General features: G+C 58.0%; 22 protein-coding genes, 1 pseudogene and 1 riboswitch. Of the genes and pseudogenes, 9 read left to right on the top strand and 14 right to left on the bottom strand.

The features are described 5' to 3' along the window. Positions 1-85 precede the first annotated feature (85 nt). Positions 86-994, bottom strand: coding sequence for a uridine diphosphate-N-acetylglucosamine-binding protein YvcK (gene yvcK, locus HMPREF3143_RS06875; protein ID WP_039024400.1), 909 nt, complete (start codon positions 992-994; stop codon positions 86-88). A 225-nt stretch (positions 995-1219) separates the two neighbouring features. After that, positions 1220-1354: riboswitch (molybdenum cofactor riboswitch) on the top strand. Between yvcK and moaA the strand changes: the two genes are divergently transcribed. The 6 genes from moaA (at position 1342) to HMPREF3143_RS06845 (ending at position 4821) form a co-directional block, all read left to right on the top strand. Further along, complete coding sequence (gene moaA, locus HMPREF3143_RS06870) at positions 1342-2331, top strand: GTP 3',8-cyclase MoaA (RefSeq protein WP_070532380.1); 990 nt, start codon at positions 1342-1344, stop codon at positions 2329-2331. (Overlaps the previous riboswitch by 13 nt.) Positions 2332-2355: 24 nt before the next feature. Next, a complete protein-coding gene (moaB, locus tag HMPREF3143_RS06865) occupies positions 2356-2868 on the top strand; it encodes a molybdenum cofactor biosynthesis protein B (protein ID WP_023292963.1) in 513 nt (170 codons plus the stop codon). A gap of 3 nt (positions 2869-2871) precedes the next feature. After that, on the top strand, positions 2872-3357 hold the full coding sequence (gene moaC / locus HMPREF3143_RS06860) for a cyclic pyranopterin monophosphate synthase MoaC (RefSeq protein ID WP_070532377.1): 486 nt from the start codon (positions 2872-2874) through the stop codon (positions 3355-3357). Then, complete coding sequence (gene moaD / locus HMPREF3143_RS06855; RefSeq protein WP_008501143.1) at positions 3350-3595, top strand: molybdopterin synthase sulfur carrier subunit; 246 nt, start codon at positions 3350-3352, stop codon at positions 3593-3595. The genes moaC and moaD overlap by 8 nt, the downstream gene beginning before the upstream one ends. A 1-nt stretch (position 3596) precedes the next feature. Further along, complete coding sequence (gene moaE / locus HMPREF3143_RS06850; RefSeq protein ID WP_059362980.1) at positions 3597-4049, top strand: molybdopterin synthase catalytic subunit MoaE; 453 nt, start codon at positions 3597-3599, stop codon at positions 4047-4049. 64 nt (positions 4050-4113) lie between these two features. After that, positions 4114-4821, top strand: a complete 708-nt coding sequence (locus HMPREF3143_RS06845; protein WP_008501145.1) for a Bax inhibitor-1/YccA family protein — start codon at positions 4114-4116, stop codon at positions 4819-4821. A gap of 89 nt (positions 4822-4910) precedes the next feature. On the opposite strand, the gene HMPREF3143_RS06840 is transcribed toward HMPREF3143_RS06845, so the two are convergent. Genes HMPREF3143_RS06840 through HMPREF3143_RS06830 form a run of 3 tightly spaced genes read right to left on the bottom strand, consistent with a single transcriptional unit; the run spans position 4911 to position 7869 of the window. After that, on the bottom strand, positions 4911-5873 hold the full coding sequence (locus HMPREF3143_RS06840) for a lysylphosphatidylglycerol synthase domain-containing protein (RefSeq protein WP_023292958.1): 963 nt from the start codon (positions 5871-5873) through the stop codon (positions 4911-4913). Then, positions 5873-7111, bottom strand: a complete 1239-nt coding sequence (gene clsB / locus HMPREF3143_RS06835; RefSeq protein ID WP_023343620.1) for a cardiolipin synthase ClsB — start codon at positions 7109-7111, stop codon at positions 5873-5875. Before clsB ends, HMPREF3143_RS06840 begins: the two co-directional genes overlap by 1 nt. Then, the gene (locus HMPREF3143_RS06830) at positions 7108-7869 is read right to left on the bottom strand and encodes an endonuclease/exonuclease/phosphatase family protein (RefSeq protein WP_008501148.1); all 762 of its coding nucleotides are present in this window, start codon (positions 7867-7869) and stop codon (positions 7108-7110) included. The genes clsB and HMPREF3143_RS06830 overlap by 4 nt, the downstream gene beginning before the upstream one ends. Before the next feature lie 133 nt (positions 7870-8002). Between HMPREF3143_RS06830 and HMPREF3143_RS06825 the strand changes: the two genes are divergently transcribed. After that, the gene (locus HMPREF3143_RS06825) at positions 8003-8413 is read left to right on the top strand and encodes a YbhQ family protein (protein WP_008501149.1); all 411 of its coding nucleotides are present in this window, start codon (positions 8003-8005) and stop codon (positions 8411-8413) included. On the opposite strand, the gene HMPREF3143_RS06820 is transcribed toward HMPREF3143_RS06825, so the two are convergent. The 5 genes and pseudogenes from HMPREF3143_RS06820 to cecR form a co-directional block, all read right to left on the bottom strand. Further along, positions 8375-9481, bottom strand: a complete 1107-nt coding sequence (locus tag HMPREF3143_RS06820; protein WP_008501150.1) for an ABC transporter permease — start codon at positions 9479-9481, stop codon at positions 8375-8377. The genes HMPREF3143_RS06825 and HMPREF3143_RS06820 overlap by 39 nt on opposite strands. 9 nt (positions 9482-9490) lie before the next feature. Then, entirely contained in the window at positions 9491-10624 is a 1134-nt protein-coding gene (locus HMPREF3143_RS06815; RefSeq protein WP_070532373.1) for an ABC transporter permease, read from the bottom strand. After that, entirely contained in the window at positions 10614-12353 is a 1740-nt protein-coding gene (locus HMPREF3143_RS06810; protein WP_070532370.1) for an ATP-binding cassette domain-containing protein, read from the bottom strand. The genes HMPREF3143_RS06815 and HMPREF3143_RS06810 overlap by 11 nt, the downstream gene beginning before the upstream one ends. After that, entirely contained in the window at positions 12346-13341 is a 996-nt protein-coding gene (gene hlyD, locus HMPREF3143_RS06805) for a secretion protein HlyD (protein ID WP_047745315.1), read from the bottom strand. Before hlyD ends, HMPREF3143_RS06810 begins: the two co-directional genes overlap by 8 nt. Continuing rightward, positions 13338-14015 (bottom strand): annotated as a pseudogene (gene cecR / locus HMPREF3143_RS06800) (transcriptional regulator CecR). Before cecR ends, hlyD begins: the two are co-directional and overlap by 4 nt. A 205-nt stretch (positions 14016-14220) precedes the next feature. Here cecR and rhlE point away from each other — a divergent pair. Both rhlE and dinG read left to right on the top strand, forming a co-directional pair. Further along, positions 14221-15600 (top strand): ATP-dependent RNA helicase RhlE, encoded by a 1380-nt coding sequence (gene rhlE, locus HMPREF3143_RS06795; RefSeq protein WP_023292954.1) that lies wholly within the window; start codon positions 14221-14223, stop codon positions 15598-15600. Between the two features lie 97 nt (positions 15601-15697). Continuing rightward, the gene (gene dinG / locus HMPREF3143_RS06790) at positions 15698-17875 is read left to right on the top strand and encodes an ATP-dependent DNA helicase DinG (RefSeq protein ID WP_070532363.1); all 2178 of its coding nucleotides are present in this window, start codon (positions 15698-15700) and stop codon (positions 17873-17875) included. Here the strand turns inward: dinG and HMPREF3143_RS06785 are convergent. The 5 genes from HMPREF3143_RS06785 to HMPREF3143_RS06765 form a co-directional block, all read right to left on the bottom strand. Next, a complete protein-coding gene (locus tag HMPREF3143_RS06785) occupies positions 17862-18365 on the bottom strand; it encodes a fimbrial protein (protein ID WP_021240983.1) in 504 nt (167 codons plus the stop codon). The genes dinG and HMPREF3143_RS06785 overlap by 14 nt on opposite strands. 5 nt (positions 18366-18370) lie before the next feature. Next, positions 18371-19360, bottom strand: coding sequence for a fimbrial protein (locus HMPREF3143_RS06780; RefSeq protein ID WP_023292952.1), 990 nt, complete (start codon positions 19358-19360; stop codon positions 18371-18373). A 22-nt stretch (positions 19361-19382) separates the two neighbouring features. Beyond that, positions 19383-21926 carry a fimbria/pilus outer membrane usher protein gene (locus tag HMPREF3143_RS06775; RefSeq protein ID WP_139145857.1) on the bottom strand — a complete coding sequence of 848 codons (2544 nt, stop codon included), beginning with the start codon at positions 21924-21926 and terminating at the stop codon, positions 19383-19385. Between the two features lie 26 nt (positions 21927-21952). Continuing rightward, on the bottom strand, positions 21953-22627 hold the full coding sequence (locus tag HMPREF3143_RS06770) for a fimbrial biogenesis chaperone (RefSeq protein ID WP_008501161.1): 675 nt from the start codon (positions 22625-22627) through the stop codon (positions 21953-21955). A gap of 69 nt (positions 22628-22696) precedes the next feature. After that, positions 22697-23233, bottom strand: coding sequence for a fimbrial protein (locus HMPREF3143_RS06765; RefSeq protein ID WP_070532360.1), 537 nt, complete (start codon positions 23231-23233; stop codon positions 22697-22699). Positions 23234-23470: the final 237 nt, after the last annotated feature.

The raw sequence follows: 23470 nt of genomic DNA, 5'->3' as shown, positions 1-23470 counted from the left end.
TTTGCCCGGTGGCGCTGCGCTTACCGGGCCTACAGGTTTAGCGTCTTTTGTCACCCCGGTAAGCGCAGCGCCACCGGGGTTTTTGTTAACCCAACGCCTGAATTGCTTTCTCCAGCGCCTCGCGCAGCAGGTGGCGGTCGTGACGATATTTAATATCGCTGGCTTCCAGCGGCTCCTGAACCACCACGCGATCGCCAATCCCTGTCACATCCACTTTTGGCCCAACCACGACACCGTCGATAATTTTCTTACCGACGTACTGCTCCATCAGGTTGAGCTTGTCCGCCAGCGACAGGCTCGCCGCGGCCGGACTCAGCTCACGCCCTAAATTGCCGATGTAGACCATCGGCGCCGGGGTGCGGCGCAGCGCCTGCGCCAGCTCTTTCACCAGCAGGATCGGCATCAGGCTGGTGTAAAAGCTGCCCGGACCGATCAGAATTAAATCCGCATCGCCAATTGCTTCTACGGCTTCACGCGTCGCCGGCACGCTCGGGTAAGTCATCAGCTCTTTGGGCGGCAGCAGAAGCTGGTCAATATTCACCTCGCCGTACACTTCATGCCCTTCGGCGTCGATGGCCATCAAGTCAACCGGTTGTTCAGACATGGGGATCAGGAATGCGTCCACTTTGAGCAGGTTACGGATCAGATTGATGGCTTCGAGAGGCCTTACGCTCAAGTGATCCAGCGCCTTTAACATCAGATTTCCGAGGTTATGTCCGGAAAGTTCGCCATTGCCGCCAAAACGGTACTCAAACATCGCCGACGCGACGCTCGGCTCGGTAATTAACTGGTTCAGGCAGTTGCGCATATCGCCCCAGGCAATACCGCCTTCGGCACGTCTGATCCGCCCGGTTGAGCCGCCGTTATCGGTGGTGGTCACTATCCCTGTCAGCCTTGAGCCGAGTGACGACAAAGAGGACATAACGCGGCCCAGGCCGTGGCCTCCGCCAAGAGCGACCACTCGGTCAAGATCCGCAAAAGTGCGATTGCGCATACGTATTCCTTATCACGTTCGATCGCGTAACAGTAACCTAACTACCCCTAAAAGACGATGCCTCACCCGAAGCAAAATGACGTATATCAATGTGAAAGTGCAGTTTTTAGGTATTCTGTAGCGAAAATGCAGGATTGATTCGCTATATACGTAATTATATAGCGAAAAGCGATAATGGCGCTGTCAGACTTTCCGCGCTACTATCGCCTTAACCACGTTTTCAACACTGAAAACATACACTCTAGCCCTTGTGCCTGTGTCGAAAGATATGGCGCTCTGGCCGTGGCGAATTTGCCACCAGGGTACAGAAAGAAATGACTGTGCCTCCCGTATCTGGAAAGGTGTACATGGCTTCACAACTTACTGATGCTTTCGCGCGTAAGTTTTATTACTTACGTCTGTCAATTACCGATGTGTGCAACTTCCGTTGCACCTACTGCCTGCCCGACGGCTACAAACCGGGCAGCGTCACCAATAACGGCTTTCTCTCCGTGGATGAAGTGCGCCGCGTCACGCGCGCCTTCTCTGAGCTCGGCACCGAAAAAGTGCGTCTGACCGGCGGTGAACCCTCTCTGCGCCGTGATTTCCCGGACATCATTGCTGCCGTGCGTGAAAACGACCGCATTCGCCAGATTGCCGTGACCACCAACGGTTACCGCATGGCGCGCGACGTGGCCACCTGGCGCGATGCGGGCTTAACCGCCATTAACGTCAGCGTGGACAGTCTCGACGCCCGCCAGTTTCACGCCATTACCGGCCAGGATAAATTCCTCCAGGTGATGGACGGCATCGACGCGGCGTTCAGCGCCGGGTTCGAGAAGGTCAAAGTCAATACGGTGCTGATGCGCGACGTCAACCACCATCAGCTGGACACCTTCCTCGCCTGGATCAAATCCCGCCCCATTCAGCTGCGCTTTATTGAGCTGATGGAAACCGGCGAGGGCAGCGAGCTGTTCCGTCGTCATCACATCTCCGGCATGGTCCTGCGCGACGCGCTGCTGAAACGCGGCTGGATCCACCAGATCCGCCAGCGCAGCGACGGCCCGGCGCAGGTCTTCTGCCATCCTGATTACGAAGGCGAAATTGGGCTTATCATGCCTTACGAGAAAGACTTCTGCGCCAGCTGCAACCGCCTGCGCGTCTCTTCCGTCGGCAAGCTGCACCTGTGCCTGTTCGGGGACGGCGGCGTGGACCTGCGCGATCTGCTGGCAGACGATGCCCAGCAGGAGGCACTTGAAGCGCGCATTTCTGAAGCGCTGACGCATAAAAAACAGACCCACTTCCTGCATCAGGGCAATACCGGCATTACTCAGAACCTGTCTTACATCGGCGGGTAATCAGGCTTAAGAAGGAATCAGAAGATGAGTCAGGTAAGCGCAGAATTTATCCCGACACGCATTGCTATCCTTACCGTTTCCGACCGCCGTGGCGAAGAGGATGATACCTCCGGCCACTGGCTGCGCGAGGCGGCCCATGACGCGGGGCATCACATCGTCGATAAAGCGATCGTGAAGGAGAACCGCTACGCCATTCGCGCGCAGGTCTCTCAGTGGATCGCCAGCGATGAGGTGCAGGTGGTGCTGATCACCGGCGGCACCGGCTTTACCGCAGGCGATCAGGCGCCTGAAGCGCTGATCCCGCTGTTCGATCGCGAGGTGGAAGGCTTCGGCGAGGTGTTCCGCATGCTCTCCTTTGAAGAGATTGGCACCTCCACGCTCCAGTCGCGCGCCGTTGCCGGGGTGGCGAACAACACCCTGATTTTCGCCATGCCGGGCTCGACCAAAGCCTGCCGCACCGCGTGGGAAAACATCATCGCTCCGCAGCTGGATGCCCGTACCCGTCCGTGTAATTTCCATCCCCATTTAAAGAAATAAGCTATGTCACAACTGACCCACATTAACGCCGCGGGCGAAGCGCATATGGTGGACGTCTCCGCCAAAGCGGAAACGGTGCGCGAGGCGCGCGCCGAAGCGTTCGTCACCATGCTGCCGGAAACGCTGGCGATGATCATCGACGGCAGCCATCACAAGGGAGACGTCTTTGCCACCGCGCGCATCGCAGGGATTCAGGCCGCCAAGCGCACCTGGGATCTCATTCCGCTGTGCCATCCGCTGATGCTGGGCAAGGTGGAAGTGAACCTGCAGGCGCAGCCGGAGCAGAGCCGCGTGCGTATTGAATCGCTGTGCCGCTTAACCGGCAAAACCGGCGTGGAGATGGAGGCGCTGACGGCAGCGTCCGTGGCCGCGCTGACCATCTACGACATGTGCAAAGCGGTGCAGAAAGACATGGTGATTGGCCCGGTTCGCCTGCTGGCAAAAAGCGGCGGCAAATCCGGAGATTTTAAGGTGGACAGCCATGATTAAGGTGCTCTTTTTTGCGCAGGTGCGCGAGCTGGTGAATACCGACAGCCTGACGCTGGATGCGTCTTTTGAAAACGTTGCGGCCCTGCGTGCGCATCTGGCGGCACAGAGCGACCGCTGGGCGCTGGCGCTCGACGAAGGCAAGCTGCTGGCCGCCGTTAACCAGACGCTGGTGGAGCTTACCCATCCGCTGAAGGCCGGGGATGAAGTGGCCTTCTTCCCGCCGGTCACAGGGGGCTAATATGAGTGAAACCCGCATTCTGGTTGGCCCTGAGCGCTTTAACGTAGGGACGGAATACAGCTGGCTGGCGGAACGCGACGAAGACGGTGCGGTCGTGACCTTTACCGGCAAAGTGCGCAATCACAACCTCGGTGACAGCGTGAAGGCGCTGACGCTGGAGCACTATCCCGGCATGACGGAAAAATCGCTGGCGGAGATAGTGGACGAGGCGCGGGACCGCTGGCCGCTCGGGCGCGTCACGGTGATTCACCGTATCGGCGAGATGTGGCCCGGCGAGGAGATTGTCTTTGTCGGGGTGACCAGCGCGCACCGCGGCAGCGCGTTTGCGGCAGGGGAGTTCATTATGGATTACCTTAAAACCAAAGCGCCGTTCTGGAAGCGCGAAGCCACGCCGGAAGGCGACCGCTGGGTGGAATCTCGCGATAGCGATAAACAGGCCGCCAGCCGTTGGTAGTCGGTTTACGTGGATGTGTTACTCTTAACGAGTGTGTCTACTTAATCTTAATCAGGAGTGAATCATGGACCGATTTCCGCGTTCCGATTCAATAGTGCAGCAGACCCGTAGCGGCCTGCAGACGTATATGGCGCAGGTGTACGGCTGGATGACGGTTGGCCTGCTGCTTACCGCGTTTATCGCGTGGTATGCGGCGAATACGCCGGAGCTGATGATGTTTATCTTCTCCAGCAAAATCACCTTCTTTGGGCTGATTATCGCGCAGCTGGCGCTGGTGTTTGTGCTTTCGGGTCTGGTGCATAAGCTAAGTGCCGGCATGGCAACGACTCTGTTTATGCTCTATTCAGCGCTAACGGGGCTGACGCTTTCCAGTATTTTCATCGTTTACACCTACTCATCCATCGCCAGCACCTTCGTGGTCACCGGCGGGATGTTTGGCGCGATGAGTCTGTACGGCTACACCACGAAGCGCGATCTGAGCGGTTTCGGCAGCATGCTGTTTATGGGGCTGATCGGGATTGTGCTGGCGTCACTGGTGAACCTGTGGCTCAAGAGCGACGCGCTGATGTGGGCCGTGACCTATATCGGGGTGGTGCTCTTCGTCGGGTTGACGGCTTATGACACGCAGAAGCTGAAAAACATCGGCGAGCAGATCGACGTGCGCGACAGTTCCAACCTGCGCAAATACTCGATTCTGGGCGCGCTGACGCTCTATCTGGACTTCATCAACCTGTTCCTGATGCTGCTGCGGATTTTAGGCAACCGTCGCTAAGGTTGCTTTGCCGGGTGGCGGCTTCGCCTTACCCGTCCTGCGAATCGCGAACCGTAGGTCGGGTAAGGCGAAGCCGCCACCCGACTTATTCACTTCGCTAGCATCCTCTCATTCTTCGCCCGCAGCTTTTTCGCCCGACTTTCCAGCACCAGATAGCAGATCGTTGCCAGCGCCAGCGGCAGGAAGTAATACAGCATCCTGTACGCCAGCAGGGCGGCGATAATCGTTCCCTGAGAAACATGCTCCCCGGCCAGCAGGGCAATAAACACCGCCTCCAGCACGCCGATCCCCGCCGGAATGTGCACAATCACCCCGGCAATGCTGCTCACCAGCAGCACGCCCAGCACGAAGAAGTAATTGACGTCCTCGCCAATCAGCAGCCAGATGATGGCCCCCATGGCCATCCAGTTGGCGCTGGAGACCGCCATCTGCAGCACCGCAAACTTCCACGAGGGCAGGACCAGCTTTTGCCCTTTGATGGTCATATGGCGGCGCTTTGCAAACGCGCAGGCCCAGAGATAAACGGCGATAATCAGCAGCAGCACGATGCCCAGAATGCGCAGCGTGGCCTCGTCGATATACCAGTGCGCGGGCAGCTGCACGACGCCGATGGTGAAGATCACCCCGCCGAGCAGGATATAGCCCAGCCAGTTGGTGGTAATGCTCAGGGAAAAAATACGCGTGATGGTCCCGCCCGGCAGGCCGAGCCGCGAGTAGAGGCGATAGCGCATGCCAATCCCCCCGACCCAGGTGCTCAGCGTCAGGTTAAAGGCGTAGCAGATAAACGACACCAGCATCACCTGACGTTTGGCCAGCTTGTGGCCGCAGTAGGCCCGACCCAGCAGATCATAGCAGCCGTACATCAGGTAGCTCACGATAACCAGCCCCGTCGCGCCCAGCAGCACCATCCGGTTATAGTTGCGGATGACCTTCCACACCTCTTCCCAGTCCACTTTCTGCGCGTAGACCACCAGCAGCACCGCGACGGCAATAAAAAACACCCAGGTGAGGATCTTTTTTGCCAGTCGCCAGCGTGGATGCGATTTTGACATCAGGGTTTGCCTCCGTCTTCCGCTTCTATGCGGTCCTGGGTTTCCATTTCGGGTTGTACCGGCGGGTCCACCTGCGCCAGCTTCGGCGTATGCGCCGGCAGCCAGCCGACCATCGCCGGGAAATGCCGCAGGAAGTGGAACACCACCACGCTGATGCCCAGGTTCCACCAGGTGCGTTTGGGAACCATAGACTCATCCACGCGCACGCAGTCGTTAACGATCAACGCCTGCAGGTTATCCCGCAGGGTCTGATTAAACTGGCGATCGTGAATGATCAGGTTGGCTTCAAGGTTAAGCGACAGGCTCAGCGGATCGAGGTTGCTGGAGCCCACGGTGGCCCAGTGATCGTCCATCAGCGCGACTTTGCCGTGCAGCGGTCGGCGGCGATATTCGTAGATCTGGACGCCGCCCTTCACCAGGTAGTTGTACAGCAGCCGCGCCCCGACTTTGACGATCGGCATATCCGGCTCGCCCTGGACAATCAGCTTCACGCGCACGCCGCGTCTTGCAGCATTTCGCATGGCATGCAGCAGTCGATAGCCCGGGAAAAAGTAGGCGTTAGCGATGATCACTTCGCGCTTGGCGTTGGCCAGCATCTTGAGATAGTGACGTTCAATGTCGTCCCGGTGCTCGCCGTTGTCGCGCCAGACGAAAAGCGCCTGCGCTTCGCCGGGCTTCCGGTTCTCTTCCGGGCGATGGCGGCGTCGCCACCAGCGGCGTACGGCCTCTTTCCCCGGCAGGTTCTCCAGCTCAAACAGCAAGATATCCTGCACTACCGGGCCTTCAATGCGAATGGCGTAATCCTGCTTCGCTTCCGGGCCGTAGTCGGACATATGTTCCGCCGAGTAGTTAATGCCGCCGACAAACGCTACCGTCTCATCCACCACCACAATTTTGCGGTGCATTCGGCGGAAAAGGTTGGTCCGCATGCCGAACAGGCGAGGGCCGGGATCGTAGTAGCGGAATACCACGCCTGCGGCGGTCAGTTCATTGACGAACGCATCGCTGAGGTCCGGCGAGCCGTAGCCATCCAGCAGTACTTCAATTTTGACGCCGCGCTGTGCGGCGCGCAGGAGCACGCTGTGCAGCTGCTTGCCGACGTTGTCTTCGAACCAGATAAAGGTTTCGAGGATCACTTTCTGCTGGGCGTTATCAATTGCCTTAAACACGGCCGGGTAATACTCGTCCCCGTTGACCAGCAGCGTAATCCGGTTGCCTTCCTGCCAGGAACATTTCATAAGTGGATCTCCGCGCTGAGCGGGGCATGGTCGGAAAGATGCCGCCAGTTGAGAAGCGCCAGGGCGGTCGGGCTGCTGGCGTGGGCATTTTTCACGTAGATGCGGTCAAGCCGCAGCAGCGGGAAACGGACCGGAAAGGTGCGCGCAGGCCTGCCGTTCGCCCGGGTGAAGATCTCCTCCAGCCCGGCATCCACCTTCAACGGATGGTTTGCCCGCTGGCGCCAGTCGTTGAAATCGCCTGCCACGACAACAGGTTCACCGTCAGGCAGCGCGTTGGCCCATTCGGCCAGCATTTTCAGCTGCGCCTGACGATGGGCTTCGCGCAGTCCCAGATGAACGCAGCCGACGTGGATGGGCAGCTCAAGGTCGGGCGGGGTAATGCGGCAGTAGAGCAGGCCGCGTTTTTCGCTCTCCCCGACGGAAACGTCGCGGTTTTCATAATGTTCAATGGGATAACGCGACAGCACCGCGTTGCCGTGATGACCTTCAGGATAGACCGCGTTGCGGCCGTAGGCGTAATCGCTCCACATGGTATCGGCCAGAAATTCATAGTGCGGCGTGTCGGGCCAGTTCTCAAAGTGAAGCGGATGTACTTCGTGCGCGCCCATCACCTCCTGCAGGCAGACAATATCCGCGCTGACGGTGCGCACCGCGTCGCGCAGCTCCGGTAAAATGAAGCGGCGGTTAAATGCTGTGAAGCCCTTATGAATGTTTATCGTCAGCACTTTAAGCGAGAAATGCTGCATTTTTTTCGTCATAAGCTCCTTCCTGAGTGACTATCCCGATGAAAATAAAGTGTAGTCGTCGTCACAAAAAGATGCGGCGTTACGGAATTTTCCGTAAAGTGCGGTAGTCTGATTAAGCAGAGAAAAATCCTTCAGGAGAGAAGCCATGAAGTGGCAACAACGTGTTCGTGTCGCAACTGGCCTGAGTTGCTGGCAGATAATGTTGCATTTACTGGTCGTGGCCGTACTGGTGATGGGCTGGATGAGCGGCACGCTGGTACGTGTTGGCCTGGGGCTATGCGTCCTTTACGGCGTCACCGTGCTGTCGATGCTGTTTTTACAGCGCCACCATGACGCGCGCTGGCGCGAGGTGGGTGACGTGCTCGAAGAGCTCACCACCACATGGTACTTTGGTGCGGCGATGATTGTTCTGTGGCTGCTGTCACGCGTGCTGCAAAACAACCTGCTGCTGGCCCTGGCGGGTCTGGCAATCCTCGCAGGGCCTGCGGTGGTCTCGTTGCTGACCAAAGAGAAAAAGCTACGCGATGTTGCGTCTAAACATCGCATAGGCCACTGAGCCTGTCGTGGCCGCGATGACCAGTAGCGGCCACAAACTTCCCCAGACAATATCCAGACTCGCATCCTTCAGATAGATTTGCTTGGTGATATCCGTAAAGTGCCGTATCGGGTTTATCCACGTCAGATCCTGGAGCCACACCGGCATATTCTCAACCGGCGAGACGTACCCGGAGAGCAGGATCGCGGGCATCATAAAGACGAATACTCCGATAAACGCCTGCTGCTGCGTCGAGCAGAGTGCGGAAATCAGCAGCCCAAACCCCACCAGCGACAGCCCGTAAATCACCATCGTGAAGTAAAACAGCGCCAGCGATCCGGCGAACGGGATCTGGTAAGCCCATATTCCCACGCCCAGCACGATGGTGGCCTGGAAGGTGGCGACAATTAGCGCCGGTACCGCTTTGCCGACGAAAATTTGCCAGGTGGCGAGCGGAGAGACCAGCAGCTGATCCAGCGTGCCCTGTTCGCGCTCGCGGGCGACGGAGAGAGAGGTCACAATCATCACCCCGATGGTGGTGATCATGGCGATCAGCGACGGCACCACAAACCACTTGTAGTCCAGATTCGGGTTATACCAGTTGCGCACCACCAGTTCGCTGTTGTTGGGCTTCGGTTTGCCGTCCATCAGCTCCTGCTGGTAATCCTTCACCACCTGCTGGAGGTAGTTGGCTGCGATCTGGGCGCTGTTGGAGTTACGCCCGTCGAGGATCAGCTGCATCGGCGCGGTCTGGAAGGTATCCAGATTGCGGGAGAAATCCGCCGGGAATCGCACCAGCAGCAGCGCTTTTTGCGTGTCGATGGTGGGCTGAATGTCCTGCGGACTTTTCAGCAGCAGGATGTGGGTAAAGGCCTTCGCACGCGCAAAGCGCTGCGTCAGCTCGACGGAGTGTTTGCCGTTGTCTTCGTTGTAAATGGCAATGGTGGCGTTGGTCACCTCAAGGGTGGCGGCAAACGGGAACAGTAAAACCTGGATCAGCACCGGCAACACCAGAATGGCGCGGGTTTGCGGCTCGCGCAGCAGGGATTGCAGCTCTTTGCGTATTAACGTCCATAAACGGTGAAACATGCGCGCTCCTTAATCTAACCGCCGTTTGGTTTTCATCCACGTCAACCCGATAAACATCACCGCCGACACCATTAAAAACAGCGTGTTGATAATCAGCACTACCGGAATATTCCCCGCCAGGAACAGGCTTTGCAGGGTGCTCACGAAGTAGCGCGCCGGGATAATGTAGGTCACGGCGCGGATGACGGCAGGCATGCTGTCTATCTGGAAGATAAACCCGGACAGCATAATCGACGGCAGGAAAGCGGCGTTCAGCGCCACCTGCGCGGCGTTAAACTGGTTGCGGGTGATGGTGGAGATGAGCAGCCCCATCCCCAGCGTGCTGAGTAAAAACAGGCTGGTGATAAAGAACAGCACCACCAGCGAGCCGCGGTACGGCACGCCGAGGATAAAGACGGACACCAGCATGCAGAGCAGCATCGCCAGCATGCCGAGGAAGTAGTAGGGAATAAGCTTGCACAGCAGCAGCTCGACGCGCGTCACTTCGGTTGAAAGCAGCGCCTCCATGGTGCCGCGCTCCCACTCGCGGGCGATAACCAGCGAGGTCAGAATCGCGCCAATGACCGTCATAATAATCGTCACCGCGCCCGGAATAATAAAGTGCTGGCTGATGGCGGCGGGGTTAAACCAGTAGCGCGTCTGCACGTCGATGAGCGGCTTAAATTCTTCACCCCGATCTTCGGCGCGCTGCATTTGCCAGAGCTGCCAGCTCCCCTCCGCGTAGCCCTGCACGAAGTTCGCGGTGTTTGGCTCGCTGCCGTCAGTGATGACCTGGATCGGCGCATCGGTATTCGCCCGCGCCATGTTGGCGGCAAAATCCACCGGAATGACGATCAGACCGCGAATCTTCCCGGCCTGCATCTTCTGGATCAGCTCCTGGCGGTTGTCGCTGATGGTGGCATCAATGTAGGGCGAACCGGTCATGGCGTGGGTAAAGTCCAGCGCCTCTTCGCTCTGCTGTTCGAGTAAAATCCCGACCCGCAGCTTGCTGGAGTCCAGGTTAATGCCGTAACCAAAGATAAACAGCAGCAGCAGGGGGATCACCACCGCAATCAGCCAGCTGCTGGGATCGCGCACGATCTGCCGCGTCTCTTTAACGCACAGCGCGCGCACCCGGCGCCAGGAAAGGGCGTTACTGCGCATGGGCATTCTCCTTATCCCAGTCGTGGATGAGGGTGATAAACGCCTGCTCCATGGTCGGGTCCGGGACCTCATCGTCGGCGGCCTGGTTTTTCAGGTCGTCCGGCGTGCCGTGGGCAATCAGCTTGCCGCGATACACCAGCCCGATGCGGTCGCAGTACTCCGCCTCGTCCATAAAGTGGGTGGTCACCATGACGGTTACCCCTTTTTCCACCATGCTGTTGATATGCAGCCAGAACTCACGGCGGGTTAGGGGATCAACGCCGGAGGTCGGCTCGTCCAGAAACAGAATATCTGGCTCGTGCATCAGCGAGCAGGCCAGCGCCAGCCGCTGCTTAAAGCCGAGCGGCAGTTCGTCGGTGGCGTGGGAAGCGATAGTTGTTAACCCGAAGGCGTCGCTCATGCGGCGGATTTTCTCGTTCTGCGCCCGTCCGCGCAGGCCGTACACGCCGGAGAAAAAGCGCAGATTCTGCTCGACCGTCAGGTTGCCGTACAGCGAGAACTTCTGCGCCATATAGCCCAGGTGCTGGCGCGCCTTGCCGGAGCTGACTTTGAGATCCATATCCAGCACCAGCGCTTTGCCGGACGTCGGCACCAGCAGGCCGCACATCATCTTAAAGGTGGTTGATTTTCCCGCGCCGTTCGGTCCGAGGAGACCAAAAATCTCGCCGCGCTTCACCGCAAAATTGACGTTGTCGGTAGCGGCGAAATCCCCGAACTTTTTGGTGAGGGATTTGGCTTCGATCACCGTTTCGCCTGGCGTACCTTCCACCGTGTGCAGGATCGCCCCAAGCGGCGACTCGGAGGTCCCCGCGCCGCCCAGCAGGTCGATGAACGCATCTTCAAAACGCGGCGCCGTCTCTTCCATCTCAATCGTCGGCATTCCAGGCGCCCGGCGAATATCGTCGACGGTGGCCTCTTTTTTGAGGATGACCCGCACCGAGCGGCCCTGAATCATCCCGTCGCTGACCTGCGGCAGCCTGAGCACCCGCTGCAGCAGCGAGCGGTTGGACGCCTGCGGGCTGTGCAGCAGGAAGCTGCGCCCGGCCATGCTCTGCGTCAGCGTCGTCGGCTCGCCCTGATAGAGCAGCTCGCCTTCGTTCATCAGCAGCACGTCCCGGCACTGCTCGGCTTCGTCGAGGTAGGAGGTGCTCCAGAGGATCAGCATCCCGTCGCCCGCCAGCTCGTGCACCATCTGCCACAGCTCGCGGCGGGAAATCGGGTCCACGCCGACGCCGGGCTCATCCAGCAGCAGCACCTTCGGCTCGCCCACCAGCGTGCAGGCCAGACCCAGCTTCTGCTTCATCCCGCCGGAGAGCTTGCCCGCCAGCCGGTCGGTGAACGGGCCGAGCGAGGTAAATTCCAGCAGGCGGGCGAAGGTTTTCTCCCGGGTTTCTCCGGTGACGCTGCGCAGGTCGGCGTACAGGTTCAGGTTTTCCATTACCGTCAGGTCTTCATACAGGCCAAACTTCTGCGGCATATAGCCGAGCATGGCGTGGAGCGGGCCGTCGTCCTTAATCGGATCCAGGCCCAGCACGCGGGCCGAGCCTTCATCCGGCTTCAGCAACCCCGCCAGCATCCGCATCAGCGTGGTTTTCCCCGCGCCGTCCGGACCAACCAGCCCGGTCACATAGCCTTTCCGGATGGTGCAGTTCAGCGGCGCGACCGCAGGCTTATCCATCCCCTTAAAGCGTTTAACCAGACTGTTGAGCTGAATAACCGCGTCATTCATGTCGTTCCCCGCTGTTCACTTTTACGGTGACGGGCATGCCCTGGCGCAGGGCGTCGTCCGCATCGGTCACGATGATGCGCAGGCGATACACCAGGTCGGTACGCAGGTCCGGCGTTTCTACCGTTTTCGGCGTGAATTCGGCGGTAGGGGAGACGAAGCCCACCTTGCCGTGATACGGCTTGTCCGGGCGACCGTCGGTATAAAGCAGCAGCTCGCGGCCCGGCTGCATCTGGCCGAGATTAGGCTCATCAATGTAGGCACGTACCCAGACCGGGCGGGTCAGGGAGAGGGTTAACACGGTGCTGCCCGCGCTGAGCATGCTGCCCGGCTCGACGGCGCGGGTCATCAGCGTGCCGTCAGACGGTGCGATGAGCGTGGTGTCGTGCAGATCCAACTCTGCCTGCGCCAGCTGGGCCTGCGCCTGTTCAAGGCTGGCTTTCGCCTGGGCGATATCCTGCGGGCGGTTACCGGTGTGGTACTGGCTTAATTTATCCTGCGCGGACTTCAGGGTTGCCTGCGCCTGGTCGCGGGAGGAGCGCGCATTTTCCAGGTCATTCGCGGAAATGGTGCGGCTTTTCCAGAGCCCCTGCTGGCGAGCGTAGAAGTTCTGCGCGTAGTCATAGGCCGCCTGCGCCTGTTTGACGGCGGCAGCGGCCTGGGCGATCTCTTCGTCGCGATAGCCGGCCAGCATCAGGTCATACTGCGCCTGCGCAACGGAGACGCCCGCTTTGGCCTGCAGCAGCGCGTTCTCATAGGGCGCTTTGTCCAGCATCCCCAGCGTCTGCCCGCTTTTAATGGCATCGCCTTCGTCCACGTTCAGCGAGGCGAGACGTCCGCCGACGCGGAAGCTCATGTTCACCGTGCGAATATCCACGTTACCGTACAGCGTCAGGCCTTTATCCTGATGGCTCTGATACCACAGCCATCCACCGACGCCCGCGGCAAGCAAAACAATGACCACCAGAATGATGGCGACAGGTTTTTTCATGACTTCAGGCTCCTTTGCGTTAAGCCTTGCAGGATCAGATCGAGATGACAGGCGATCACCTCACCGATCTGCGCGGCTTTATCCTCATCAAATTGTGTTCAGCCGGTGCGTAACAGGATGGTTTCCCGGCCCAGACGGAAGGCCAGGATTTCACCCAGCAGGGCGTGGGTATGCAAAATTGTCGCGGTATCGCCGGCATCCCGCCCGGTATAGGCGGCGATCAGCCGGGTCAGGTGGGTATGCATCGGGGCAATCACCCGATCGTGTACCCGCTGGTAGGCGGCAGTGGGGGAGAGCTGCTCGCGGGAGATAAACTTGCTCAGGTTGAGCGTATCGTCGTGCGTCAGCACGCGGATCATGTTGTGGCAGGCACTGAGGATCAGCTGGCGGATGGCCTCGCGATCGGGCGACGGCTGGCCGAGCAGCGCGGTGGCCTCCTCAACGTGCGGGTGAAACTGCGTGCCGATAAAATCGGCGATCCACTCGGCGCAGGCGAGATATAAATCCTCTTTTGAGCCAAAATAGTAGGTAATCGCCGCAATGTTTTGCCCGGCCAGCGCGGCGATATCGCGCGTGGTCGCGTGCAGCCCATACTCACCAAACTGCGCCAGCGCGGCGGCAATAAGCTGGTTTTTGGCCTGTTCACCTTTGGTTGTTGTGGGTGTTGTATTCATGGCGGCATTAAAAATTAATCAATCGATTGATTAAGATTATGCCTGATTCGCATCCCCGTCGAGGGAACGCGGAGGGATATTTTATGCGCCACGTCACAAAAGCTGCTACACTCCGCCCCTTCGCGACATTGTGGTTTTTGTCCTCTCAATTGTTATATCTCCCTGAAAACTACACCTGTGATGGTCGGGGCGGTTCGGAGTTTTTATGTCTTTTGATTCCCTTGGCCTGAACCCGGAAATTCTGCGCGCGATCGCAGAGCAGGGCTACGTTGAGCCAACCCCAATCCAGCAGCAGGCTATTCCTGCCGTTCTTCAGGGCCGTGACCTGATGGCCAGCGCCCAGACCGGCACCGGTAAAACCGCGGGCTTTACGCTGCCGCTGTTAGAGCTGCTGGTAAAAAACCAGCCGCACGCCAAAGGCCGTCGTCCGGTTCGTGCCCTGATCCTCACCCCAACCCGCGAGCTGGCCGCGCAGATTGGCGAGAACGTGCGTGACTACAGCCGCTATCTCAACATTCGCTCGCTGGTGGTGTTCGGCGGGGTCAGCATCAACCCGCAGATGATGAAGCTGCGCGGCGGCGTGGACGTGCTGGTGGCAACGCCGGGCCGTCTGCTGGATCTGGAACACCAGAACGCGGTGAAGCTGGATAACATCGAAATTCTGGTACTGGACGAAGCCGACCGCATGCTCGACATGGGCTTTATTCACGACATTCGTCGCGTGCTGGCCAAGCTGCCGCCGCGTCGTCAGAACCTGCTCTTCTCCGCGACCTTCTCCGACGAGATCAAGGCGCTGGCGGAAAAGCTGCTGCATAACCCGCTGGAAGTGGAAGTGGCGCGCCGCAACACTGCCTCTGAGCAGGTGACGCAGCACGTTCACTTTGTGGATAAAAAGCGCAAGCGCGAACTGCTCTCCCAGATGATCGGTCAGGGTAACTGGCAGCAGGTGCTGGTCTTTACCCGCACCAAGCACGGCGCGAACCACCTGGCGGAACAGCTGAACAAAGACGGCATCCGCAGCGCGGCGATCCACGGCAACAAGAGCCAGGGGGCGCGTACCCGTGCGCTGGCGGACTTCAAGTCTGGCGACATCCGCGTGCTGGTGGCGACCGACATCGCCGCCCGTGGCCTCGACATTGAAGAGCTGCCGCACGTGGTGAACTACGAGCTGCCAAACGTGCCGGAAGACTACGTGCACCGTATCGGCCGTACCGGTCGTGCGGCGGCCACCGGTGAAGCGCTCTCTCTGGTGTGCGTGGACGAGCACAAGCTGCTGCGCGACATCGAACGCCTGCTGAAGAAAGAGATCCCGCGCATCGAAACCCCGGGCTATGAAGTGGATCCGTCGATCAAAGCCGAGCCGATTCAGAACGGTCGTCAGGGCGGTCGCGGTCAGGGCGGCGGTGGTCGCGGCCAGCAGCCGCGCCGTGCTGAAGGTGGCGCGCCGAAGACAGCGGGCAAACCGCCGCGTCGTAGCAACGACAGCAAACCGGCCGGTGACAATCCGTGGCGCAGCGGCGAAGGCAAGCCGGCAGGGGAAGGGCAGCGCCGACGCCGCCCGCGCAAGCCTGCTAACCCGCAGTAATCTGGAAGCCCGGTCGTAAAGCCGGGCTTTTCTTTTTGCGGCAGCGAAGAGAAAGTGCCACAATAGTGGCTGTTTATACAGTATTTCAGGTTTTCCAATGGCTTTAACCGCGGCGCTGAAAGCGCAAATAGGCGCCTGGTATAAGGCGCTACAGCAGCAGATCCCCGATTTTATCCCCCGAGCGCCGCAGCGGCAGATGATTGCCGACGTGGCAAAAACGCTCGCCGGGGACGACGGGCGACATCTGGCGATTGAAGCCCCGACCGGCGTCGGGAAAACCCTGTCGTATCTCATTCCCGGCATCGCCATCGCGCGGGAGGAGGACAAAACGCTGGTGGTCAGCACCGCCAACGTGGCCTTGCAGGACCAGATCTTCAGCAAAGATTTGCCCCTGCTGCGCAAAATCATCCCCGACCTGCGGTTTACGGCCGCCTTTGGCCGCGGGCGCTACGTCTGCCCGCGTAACCTGGCAGGGCTTGCCAGCAGCGAGGCGTCGCAACAGGATCTGCTGGCGTTCCTCGACGACGATCTCACGCCCAACAACAAAGCCGAGCAGGAGCTCTGCGCAACGCTGAAAGGCGATCTTGATGGCTATAAATGGGACGGCCTGCGCGATCACACCGATAAAGCCATCAGCGACGATCTGTGGCGCAGGCTCAGCACCGACAAGGCCAGCTGTCTGAACCGCAACTGCCACTACTACCGCGAATGCCCGTTCTTCGTCGCGCGGCGCGAAATTCAGGAAGCCGAAGTGGTGGTGGCTAACCACGCGCTGGTGATGGCGGCGCTGGAGAGCGAAGCGGTGCTGCCGGAGCCGAAAAACCTGCTGCTGGTGCTCGACGAAGGCCACCATCTGCCCGACGTGGCGCGCGACGCGCTGGAGATGAGCGCAGAAATTACCGCGCCCTGGTTCCGCCTGCAGCTGGATCTCTTCTGCAAGCTTGTCGCCACCTGCATGGAGCAGTTTCGCCCGAAAACCACGCCGCCGCTGGCGGTGCCGGAGCGTCTGAGCGACCACTGCGAAGAGGTTTACAGCCTTATCTCGTCTCTGAACAACATCCTGAATCTTTATCTTCCCGCTACCCAGGAGGCGGAACACCGCTTTGCGATGGGCGCACTGCCGGACGAGGTGATGGAGATTTGCCAGCAGCTGGCGAAGCATCTTGAAAAGCTGCGCGGGCTGGCGGAGATGTTCTTAAACGATCTCAGCGAGAAAACCGGCACCCATGACGTTGTTCGCCTGCACCGTATTCTTTTGCAAATGAACCGTGCGCTCGGCATGTTCGAAGCGCAGAGCAAGCTCTGGCGGCTGGCCTCGATGGCGCAGGCGTCGGGCGCGCCGGTCACCAAATGGGCCACGCGTGAAGTGCGCGACGGCCAGGTCCACCTGTTTTTCCACTGCGTGGGCATCCGCGTGGCCGATCAGCTGGAAAAGCTCATCTGGCGCAGCGTGCCGCACGTGGTCGTGACCTCCGCCACGCTGCGCTCCCTGAACAGCTTCTCGCGGCTGCAGGAGATGAGCGGCCTGAAAGAGAAAGCGGGCGATCGTTTTGTCGCGCTGGATTCGCCGTTTAACCACTGCGAGCAGGGGAAGCTGGTGATCCCGCGCATGAAGTATGAGCCGCTGATCGACAACGAAGAGCAGCACATTGCGGAAATGGCGGCCTACTTCCGCGAACAGGTTGAGAGCAGAAAGTACCCCGGTATGCTGGTGCTGTTTGCCAGCGGACGGGCGATGCAGCGTTTTCTGGAACATGTGACCGACCTGCGCCTGCTTCTGCTGGTCCAGGGCGACCAGCCCCGTTACCGGCTGGTGGAAACCCATCGCAAGCGCATCGATAACGGCGAGCGCAGCGTGCTGGTGGGATTGCAGTCCTTCGCAGAAGGTCTGGATTTGAAGGGCAATTACCTGACGCAGGTGCATATTCATAAAATTGCCTTCCCGCCCATCGACAGCCCGGTCGTTATCACCGAGGGCGAGTGGCTGAAGAGCCTCAACCGCTATCCGTTTGAGGTGCAGAGTTTACCTGCGGCGTCGTTTAACCTTATTCAGCAGGTCGGGCGTCTGATCCGTAGCCACGGCTGCTGGGGGGAGGTGGTGATTTATGACAAGCGTCTGCTCACTAAAAATTACGGCCAACGGTTGTTAAACGCGCTGCCGATCTTTCCGATTGAACAGCCAGAGGTCCCCGAGGTAAAAAAACGCCCGGCAACACTGACCGCCGGGCGCAGGAAAAGCATCCGTGCTAAGGGGCGCGGTCCTACTGGTAAGTGAAGGTCACCTGCACCACGCTGCTGAACGTCCCTGCGCTTACCGGCATGGAGGTGGCGTAGTAGCGTGCGGCGAGTGGGAAGGTGGCCGTGTGATCGTTTTGATTAATCACCGCGTTAAAGCTCGCCTGCGGAGCGATGAGGATATTGTCCTGCCGGTCCGCCAGCTCCAGCGCCAGCCCCTTTGCGCTGCCGATATTGGCGAATTTAGTGGGGTGCGTGCTGTCCGCCTGGCCGTAGAAATAGGCGGTGGCAAGCGCGAGGCTTGGCGGGCAGTGGGATACTGACAGGGAAAAGTCTTTCCACTGGCCGGTATCGCCCACGTCTTTAAAATCACCGGATGCCGCCTGACCTAAATCCACCGTCAGGTTCCGGCTGGCGCTGTCGATGATGCAGGTATTGGCGTAAATGTTGCCCGTCATCTGGATCTGAATATCCTCGGCGTGTGCCTGGGCGATCAGCCCCAGCGCCAGAAACGCAATTATCTTCTTCATGTCAGTTACTTATAAGCAAGCGTGATGGTGGCAACGGTGTTGGCCGGACCGGGAGTGACCACGTCGCTGACCTGCTCGTAGCGCACCTCAAACGGTATGGTCAGCGTTTCGTTGGCAATGGCTTCGCTTCGGGTGTTAACGTAGGTATCAAAGGTGGCGATATTGTCGTCGAACAGCATTCGGACACCGACGCCCGTCGCGACGCCAGTCTGCTGCGTGAGTTTCAGCACCCCTTCGAAGGCCGTTTCATAGCCGTTTGAGCTGGTAATTTTCACTTCAGGCTGTACGGTGCTGTTGCAGTTCACCGTGACGTCAAAGTTTCGTGCCGGGGAAGAGAGCATCCCCACGCTGATAAAATCGCTGACCGGGAAATCCCCCAGATTGACCGTCAGGTTTTTCGGCAGGACGGAGCAGGTGACCTCTTTCAGAATAACGTTGCCAGCATAGGAGATGGTGTTGGGATCGCCCAGCCCTTCGTGGTGATAAACCCCGATCCCAAAACGGGTCTGACTTTGATTCAGCGTGCCTGACGCTACGGTATCGCTGGTTTTGACCAACTCCAGCGTAACGTCGAAATTAAAGGTCTGTTTGCCATCGCTGGAAACATAACCCAACGGCGTTCCTGTGGAAATGCAGTTAACGCCTCCGGCTCCGCTGATGCGCTGCCCCTGATCGTTCATCAGGGCCACACCGATCCCAGGAACTCCCGAATCGTAGACACCCTTCAGGCCTGGAATCTCAGACCCTGTGCCGTAGTAACAAGAGACAATTTCCAGCCCCTTATCTTCCGCATTGTCACAATTACCGGCGATATGGGCGATTTGCTCTGTACCCGGGATCGTTTCGCCAACGGCCAGCGTCGTGGGAACGGAGATAGAGGCCACGTTGATCATTTTCGGCAGGTCTGGCGTAGTACAGGTCGCCTTCGCATGCGGCATAAATAACGCGGCGGTTCCCAGAACCAGTAAGAAAAAGCACTGTTTAATCATTTGCATAATCGTTAGCCTGAACGGTGGATCAGTGACACTGCGCGGCAGCGTTAATGATGCTGGTTTTCTCTTTCTCATCCGTTAGCGCATAGTCAGCGACGCAGTGCTCGTCCGCCCCCTGTCCCCAGGAAACGTAGAGATGCCCTTGCTGCGGCAGACCAGAGAGGTAGGTCTGGCCGTCATTCCCGACAATAAATTCGCTGTCCTTATCCTCGGTGGTGACCGTTGCGCCGAAGGGCAGCGGTTTACCCTTTTGCGTAAGCGTCATCAGGACGCGGTTACCCACGCGGGTGTTAAAGCTGGCGCGCACCACGGCCCCGCGGGTTGGCGTCACGATCTGCGCCGCGTGGGTGACGTCGGCGTTGTCCGGTAGCGTTTCGGTATCCAGCGCGATGGTGTTGTGGCGATACGCGGTAACAAACGGCACGACGGTGTAGCCGCGGAAGTCGGTCTCGACGCCCGTCTGGTTTGTGATATGGGTTCCGTGCGTGCCCGGCGCTTTCACCAGCGCGATGGTGTCACCGAGCGGCTGGCTCAGGGTTATTCCGTTCGCATGGGCAACCACGCCACCCTGCAAACCGACGTTCACGGTCTGCTGATATTTATCCTGACTGACGCCTGCGCTCACTTCACCATAGGTCGCTTTATAATCGGCGTTGATGCTGGTGGAGTTACCGCTGCCGGTGCTGCTCAGCCCTTCCTGGATGTTCCAGTTCAGGTTGTCCTCTTTCAGCGCCGTGCCGTTCAGGCCGATGTTCTGCGTCGTGCCGTCTTTGGAGTTGTTCAGGTTGTAGGTGGCCCAGGTGTTATGCATCCAGCGGTCCAGCGGCACCGAGACGCTCAGCGAGAACTGGTTGTCGTTAGTCACCTCGTTACCGTCTTCATCGCTGTCCTGGGTGTTTTTGTTCATGCTGTAGCTGAGGCTGTAGCTCACCCCGTGCCAGCTATTGTTGTAGCTGACGCTCATCGAGGTCATGTTCTGGCTCTGACTCCAGTACGTCTCTTTCACCATGCTCAGGGTGACGGATCCCCAGCCTTCCGGCAGCGTCTGGTCGATGGTGGCTTCGGTTCGGGCGCGGCGCTGCTGCGGTGCAGACCAGTCGTCGGAGCGGGTATATGACTCCATGGTGTCTTCAAGGGTGTAAAACCCTTTGCTGTTATAGCGATAGCCGGCCAGCGAGAAGTTGGTGCCTGACCGGGCGATGTCTTTGCTATAGCGCACGCGCCACGACTGGCCTTTGCTGGCCTGCTGTTTTTTCAACAGGGCCTTCGCGCGGGTCACGTCAATGGAGAAGGCGCCTAAATCGCCCATGTTTTTCCCGACGCCAGCCGCCTGAGACTGGTAATGGCTGCTCTGCTGCACGCCACCGTAGGCGGTGAAACCGTAGGGTAAACCGTAGATGGCGCTGCCCTGGGCAAACGGGGTCTTCTCGACGTCGTTGTCATAAGAACGGTAGCGTCCGGCAGTCACGCTGTAGCGCAGATTTTTTTCACGCTGCAATACCGGCACGGAGGCAAACGGCACGACGAAATGGCTTTCGCTGCCGTCGGTCTCTTTCACGGTGACCTGGAGATCGCCGCTGCTGCCGGTGGGGTAGAGATCGTTAATTTCGAACGCGCCGGGGGCGACCGTGTTCTGATAAATGATGTAACCGTTCTGGCGTACCACCACCTGCGCGTTACTGTGGGCGGTGCCGCGAATAATGGGGGCGTAGCCTTTTTCACTGTCCGGCAGCATGTCGTTATCGGATTTCAGCTCTACGCCGGTGTAGGGTACGCTGTCAAAAACGTCGGAAGGCGAGGAACTCTGGCCGACGGTGAGGTCGCTTTTCATCGCCACAATATCGCGTTGCGCGTAGGTATATACGGAGGTGAATTTTTGGTCCTCCTCGTTACCCGTGGTGCTGCGATTCCAGGTGGAATAGTTGCGAATGCGCCATGCGCCAATGTTCAAACCCGGACGCAGGTTAACGTACTGGCTGCTGTTATCCTGTTCACCCGGCTGGCGCGCATGGCTTTGGCTGGCATTTGCACTGTAGTTAAGCAGGCCCGCGTTAATTCCTTCGTTAAACTCTTTTGGGTCAATGTAGCCGCGAGGCACCTGACCGAGCGCCGACTGGGGAATGCTCAGCAGCAGTTGCTGGTTGCGAACGCGGAAGGTCGCGGATGCCGCAGGGATGGCGTGTAAATCGGCGCACTGGCCTTTGGCTTTCAGCTGCGGATATTTTTGGGTTTTGATCCCGAGGCTTTTTAAATCGTCCACGGTAAAGCAAGGTTGCAGCGTGCTGTTGTCCTGATCGTCTTTCTGCAGCGTAAAGGTGACATCGCGGGTATCAGTTTTATTATTATTGATAAACACCGTAACCTGATATTTACCCGGCGCCTGGCCTGGGCCTTTTTCGTAGACGGATAAATCGGTTTTTCCCTGCTGGGGATTATCAATATCCAGCAGGGCAGGGTTAAAATAATCATCAGCCATAACCTGATGCGCAAAGATCGCCATCGCCAGGCCAAAAAGAATGACCAGTAATGAAGAAAATCGGCAGGTGAACGGCTTTTTATGGCTGTACATGATTATTTTATTACCGGGGAAAAGTATTAATGAACGGATTTCGACCAGGTATGGCTGATGCTGCCGTAATCAGTAATAATGGAATACGTCACGTTCGAGCCTCTGACATTACCCGGTATGGCAAAATGCGTTTCTGTTTTTGGAACGGCCCAGGTCGCTTTCGTCACTTTCTGACCATTCAGGGTGACCGCCTGGAAATTCATATAAAACGGCGTGGGGTTATTCACCACCAGCTCGTTACCTTCGCGACGCCATTCAAGCTTATCGGCCACGTCTTCTGGTCTGCCTTTTACCGCAGAGGGGCGATACAGCAATTTAATACGGGTATTAATCGCAATTTGCAGCGTATTCACGCCTTCCACCTGCTTTGAGGAAGGGATCGCTTTAATATTCAACCAGTACAGGGATTCCCTGTCTTCAGGCAAATTTCCGCCCGTACGTACCACGCGCAGAACGTTATCTTCTTTCGCATCCAGACGGAAAAGCGGCGGGGTGATGAGGAACGGGGCTTTGGCCAGGTTTTTACCGCCGGAATCAACCCAGGACTGCACCAGATAATCCGTCGCATCTGGATTTGAAAGACCAAGAGATGATTCCTTTTTATCTCCCTGGTAGACCAGACGGGTGCCATTAATAATGACGCCCGCATGTGCAGTGGCGGCTACCAGTAAAAGCGTGCTCAGTAAATAACCGTGGCGCATACAGATTTCTCAATAAATAGATGAGATATTAATGCCCGCAAAAGCATTAATATCTCAGGATTGATAAGATCAGTTATAAATAACGGTGAAGGTCGATACAGAGTTTGCAGGGCCTGCGGTGATCGCAGCGCCGGTTTGGATATAACGGGCACCAAATTCCAGATCGTTAACCGCCGTACCGGAGGTTAATTGATACTGCTGCGATGACGTATACAGGCTGACAGGCTGCTCTGAGGCATCAACCAGCTGAATCGCCACACCGGTCGCCGCATCGCTATCTGGCGTTAAGGCCAGCGTAGCGTTGTTATTCGCATCTGGCGTACCGCCGAAGTTAATGGCTGCGGAGGTGACCGTGTCAGGACAATTCGTTAACTGAATATCAAACTTCGTTAATGTGCTGGTAGAGCCAGCACCGGTAAATACCGTTTTAGACACTTTTCCCAGCTGAACATTTAATGGATTACTTAATCCATTCACGACCTGACAAGCAGAATCGATAATTTCACCGGTGAAATTGATCTGACCTTCACCGTTTGTTGCCGCAAACGTGGATGCAGAACATCCCACCGCTGCGGCGATGATTAAACCTAAAGCAACCTTGTTCATAACAAATCCTGATATGTTTCTGGTGAGAGCGTTGCCTGGACGTTTTCACCGTTGACCCTTAATGACTTTCCGCTGGTTATTTAAACAAATAATGGTGCATTAAGAATCTTCTGCGGGAATCACAAATAATTGAAATAATGCTTGAGTTTCATTTTTATCCTTAAAAACAGAACGTTGATGATGTAGAAAAAAACTAACGTCCGAACGTTTAACAGGGCTATATTGTTACCAGAAGGA

The organism is Enterobacter sp. HMSC16D10 (assembly GCF_001807145.1).
GTDB classification, from domain to species: Bacteria; Pseudomonadota; Gammaproteobacteria; order Enterobacterales; family Enterobacteriaceae; genus Enterobacter; species Enterobacter roggenkampii.
This window is presented reverse-complemented; position numbering and strand designations above follow the sequence as displayed.